The organism is Prochlorococcus marinus (genome assembly GCF_001180245.1).
GTDB classification, from domain to species: domain Bacteria; phylum Cyanobacteriota; class Cyanobacteriia; order PCC-6307; family Cyanobiaceae; genus Prochlorococcus_A; species Prochlorococcus_A marinus_F.
The window spans coordinates 1-4120 of the sequence record NZ_CVSV01000011.1 but is presented as its reverse complement, the minus strand read 5'-3'; the positions used below and the strand labels follow the sequence as shown (position 1 = coordinate 4120).

At 32.7% G+C, this 4120-nt stretch carries 3 protein-coding genes and 1 pseudogene; 1 reads left to right on the top strand and 3 read right to left on the bottom strand.

Annotated elements, in window-relative coordinates; translation table 11 throughout:
• Positions 1–1450, bottom strand: a pseudogene (locus AMO19_RS00120) (bifunctional aconitate hydratase 2/2-methylisocitrate dehydratase); the annotation flags it as partial.
• A gap of 97 nt (positions 1451–1547) precedes the next feature.
• Between AMO19_RS00120 and AMO19_RS00115 the strand changes: the two are divergent.
• Positions 1548–2615: a 3-deoxy-7-phosphoheptulonate synthase gene (locus AMO19_RS00115; RefSeq protein ID WP_075506836.1), complete on the top strand. Its 1068-nt coding sequence runs from the start codon at positions 1548–1550 to the stop codon at positions 2613–2615.
• Here the strand turns inward: AMO19_RS00115 and AMO19_RS00110 are convergent.
• Together AMO19_RS00110 and AMO19_RS00105 are read right to left on the bottom strand one after the other, a co-directional pair.
• The gene (locus AMO19_RS00110; protein WP_075506835.1) at positions 2608–3249 is read right to left on the bottom strand and encodes a diacylglycerol/polyprenol kinase family protein; all 642 of its coding nucleotides are present in this window, start codon (positions 3247–3249) and stop codon (positions 2608–2610) included. The genes AMO19_RS00115 and AMO19_RS00110 overlap by 8 nt on opposite strands.
• A gap of 5 nt (positions 3250–3254) precedes the next feature.
• Positions 3255–4120 (bottom strand): RpoD/SigA family RNA polymerase sigma factor (locus AMO19_RS00105; protein WP_075506834.1); only part of this gene is annotated, 866 nt, incomplete at its 5' end.

Below are 4120 nucleotides of genomic sequence, written 5' to 3'. Positions count from 1 at the left end.
GCCAGCTATGAATTATGCCGTCTCCAGGCTTAAGAGCTACTCCACCTCTTTGAGATATAAAATCAGGTAATTCTTTATGGGTAACTAGATCTACTGGTTTAGGATACGCAGCTGTATGACAAAAACTTTGCATCACTAAATCTGCAGTAAATCCTAAACAAGCTAGTTCTTTTAGTTCATCTCTAGTCATTGGCCCAGTAGTATCTTGACTACCAACTGTGGTCATGATTGGCTCACAGGTCATTCCTGGCCTTACTCCCTCTAAACCGCATGCTTTGCCCACTATTTTTTGAGCTTGAGTAAAGCCGGCATTACTTTCGGTTGGATTTTGTGGTCTAGTAAATATTTCACTTGGTTGATAATCTAATTTGTTTCTAATTTTGTCCGTAAGAGATCTCCCAATCATAAGATTTATTCTTCCTCCAGCTTGAATTTCATCAATAAGAGTTGATGGATACAACTCAAATTTGCTTATTAATTCTTCAGTATTTGAATCTTTTTCAATTTTTTTTATAATGCCTTTATAAGGATATATTTTAATAACATCTCCTGTTTTCATTTGAGATACATCAGCCTCTATAGGTAAAGCTCCTGAATCTTGTGCAGTATTGAAGAAAATTGGGGCTATTTTGCTGCCAATTATTATTCCACCTGTTTTTTTGTTGGGAACAAAAGCGATATCTTCTCCTATATGCCAAATGAGTGAATTAATAGCAGATTTTCTAGAACTCCCTGTTCCAACAACATCTCCAACATAAGCTATTGGTAAATTTTGTTTTTTTAAATTATCAAGAATCTTTATTCCATCAGGTTTTTTAGATTCCAACATAGCTAATGCATGCATTGGAATATCCGGGCGAGTTGTTGCATGTACAGCTGGAGATAAGTCGTCTGTGTTTGTCTCACCGTCAACTTTAAATACTAAACAAGTAATCTCTTTCTCCAGAACTTTTTTATTTATGAACCATTCTGCATTTGCCCAACTATTTACAACTTCTTTTGCATAAATATTACTGTGAGATAATTCATAAATTTCATTGGCCGAGTCGTAAACAAGAATAATATTTTTTAAAACTTCTGCCGCTTTTTTTGCGAGTAAACTGTTTTCTCCTTTAAGGATTTCAACCAAAGAATTTACATTGTATCCGCCTATCATTGTTCCTAGTATTTCAATTGCTTTTTCGGGATTAATTGATTTGCAATATTTTTCGGAATTAACAATAGCTGTAAGCCAGCTTGCTTTTACGTAAGCAGCCTCATCAACTCCTGGGGGTACTCTATTTATTAGTAAATCAAGTAAATAAGATGAATCGTAAGTACTATCTTGTTCTAATAATTTTGTAATACAATTTGTTTGTTCAGCATTTAAAGGTAAAGGTGGTATACCTTTGGCAGCTCTTTCAGCTACATGATCTGCATAATCTTTTAGCAATGTTTCCAAATTCTTCATTAGTAAGGTTTAATGCCTAATCTATTGTTATTTTTAATATTGAATAGGAGAGTATTCATAAATGCTTTTTTAAATATTCAAACTTCTTAATTAATCAATGACGACATCATCAAATAATTCAGCTTTAGAAAAGACATCAGATTTACATGTTCTTGAAACACGTCCATTAATACCTCCAAGCAGATTACATAATGATATACCTTTAGATCACGACTCTGCTAATACAGTATCTAAAACAAGAAGATCGATACAAAATATTTTGCATCATAATGATCAGAAGCTTTTAGTCATTGTAGGTCCATGTTCAATTCATGATATTGAGGCGGCAAAGGAATATTCAAAATATATTCAAAAATTCCGAGAAATGTATAACAATAAATTAGAAATAATTATGAGAGTATATTTTGAAAAACCAAGAACAACTATTGGTTGGAAGGGATTGATAAATGATCCTCATCTAGATGATTCTTATGATATTAATACTGGTTTAAGAAGGGCAAGAAGTTTACTTTCATATTTAGCGACTCGAGGCATACCTTCTGCTACAGAATTACTAGATCCAATTGTTCCTCAATACATTGCCGATTTAATAAGTTGGACAGCGATAGGTGCGCGGACCACAGAAAGTCAAACTCATAGAGAAATGGCATCAGGATTATCAATGCCTATAGGTTTTAAAAATGGAACGGATGGTTCTTTTACTACTGCAATTAATGCAATGCAGTCAGCTTCAAAATCCCATCACTTCTTAGGTGTAAATGAAAATGGAATGGCTTCTATAGTTAATACTACAGGAAATCCAGACGGACATATAGTTTTAAGGGGCGGTTCAAAAGGCCCAAATTTTGAAAGTGATCATGTACAAAGAATTTCAGCAGAATTGAGGCAGTGTAATCTTCCCCATAAAGTGATGATTGATTGTAGTCATGGAAATTCCAATAAAGATTTCCGAAAACAGTCAGAAGTGCTAAAAAATGTAGCTTCTCAAATTAGTAATGGTGAAAAAAATATTTTAGGAGTTATGCTTGAAAGTCATTTGAATGAAGGAAATCAAAAACTTTTAAAAAAAGAAGATCTCCAGTTTGGCAAAAGCATTACAGATGCATGTATAGATATAGAAACAACAAAAGAATTAATCGCTATTTTATATGATTCAATTAGCTAGTTATTAGAAAATTAAAAAATAATGCTGAAGAGATTGGAACAATGAAATTATCTATTCCTAGAATACTAAATTGTTCGAGCAAAGTCGCAATAAAAGCTATTGTAAAATAATTTAAATTTAGACTATTTTGTTGAGAATATCCTATTGTGCAAACTACTATCAAACTTGTTAAAAACATTGTTATGGTTCCATATAAAGATTTTTTTTGTTCAAAAAAAATCCAACTCTTTGAGTTGAAGCTTTTTCCTATTAATCCAGCTAATCCATCACCAAAAGTCATTATGAAAAATCCACTAATTAGTGCATATGGATCTTTATCCCAGAAAAGATAAATCAAAATAAATAAACTTATACAATAAAAAAATGTCCCATAACTTTTTCTCTCAACATCCTCAATTGTTGGAAATAATTTATAGTTGTAATTTGTGAAAACCATTAATGAAACAATTCCCGTAAAAATTAGAGCAGAGCTTTGATTAATTTTTAAAAATTGAGCAATTGGTATTAAAGGACCTATTCCAATATGTATTATTTTTCTGACTATTTCTTTGTTATCTTCATTATATTTTTTAAAAACTATTGAAACTAAAAAAATTAAAAATAAATATAATAAAATTACAGTAAATTTTATCAATTTGGTTAAGCTGCTTTTTGATGAGTTGTCATTACTCGAAGCTTTAATATTGCTTTAGCTTCTAGTTGCCTTACTCTTTCTCGCGAAACATTAATTTGTCTTCCTATTTCTGCGAGTGTTAATGGTTCTTCACCATCTAGCCCAAATCTGAGCTTCATGATTTTTTGCTCTCTTTCATTTAATTGAGAAAGCCAAGTTCCTAAATGCTCTTTTTGAATAGTTCTATCCATACCTTCCATAGGCTCTTCACAGTTTGGATCAGGTATGAGTTCACCAAGTGTACTTCTGTCTTCTTCCCCTCTTGCATGTGCATCTAGGGAGGCGCAAGGAGCACTTTGAGAAATTAAATCTTCTAAATCTTTTTGATCAATTCCCATCTCAGTTGCCATTTCCAATCTTGTAGGTTGTCTGCCAAATTTGTGTGATAATTCTCTGGAGACTCTTCTCATTTTGGATAGTTTTTCACTTATGTGAATAGGCAAACGAATGGTTCTAGCACTGTTATCAATTGCTCTCGTCATTCCTTGTCTAATCCACCAGTAAGCATAAGTTGAGAATTTATATCCCATAGCAGGATCAAATTTATCTACGGCTCTTTCAAGTCCAATAGCTCCTTCCTGGACAAGATCTAATAATTCAAGCCCTTGGTTTTGGTATTTTTTTGCAACTGAGACAACGAGCCTTAGATTAGCTGCCATCATTCTATCTCTTGCTCTTTTGCCAATCTTAATTTGATAAAGATTTCGTTGGGTTCTATCAGTTTCAGGAATTTGTAGCAACTTTTTCATGTTCTGAACATGATGAGCTAACTCTATTTCCTCTGCTGGAGTCAAAAGAGGTACTCTTCCAATGCTACTTAAGTAATAGCCAA

Excerpts from the sequence above, each read along its gene's own strand:
- AMO19_RS00115 (WP_075506836.1), top strand. The coding sequence starts at position 1,548 with ATGACGACATCATCAAATAATTCAGCTTTAGAAAAGACATCAGATTTA.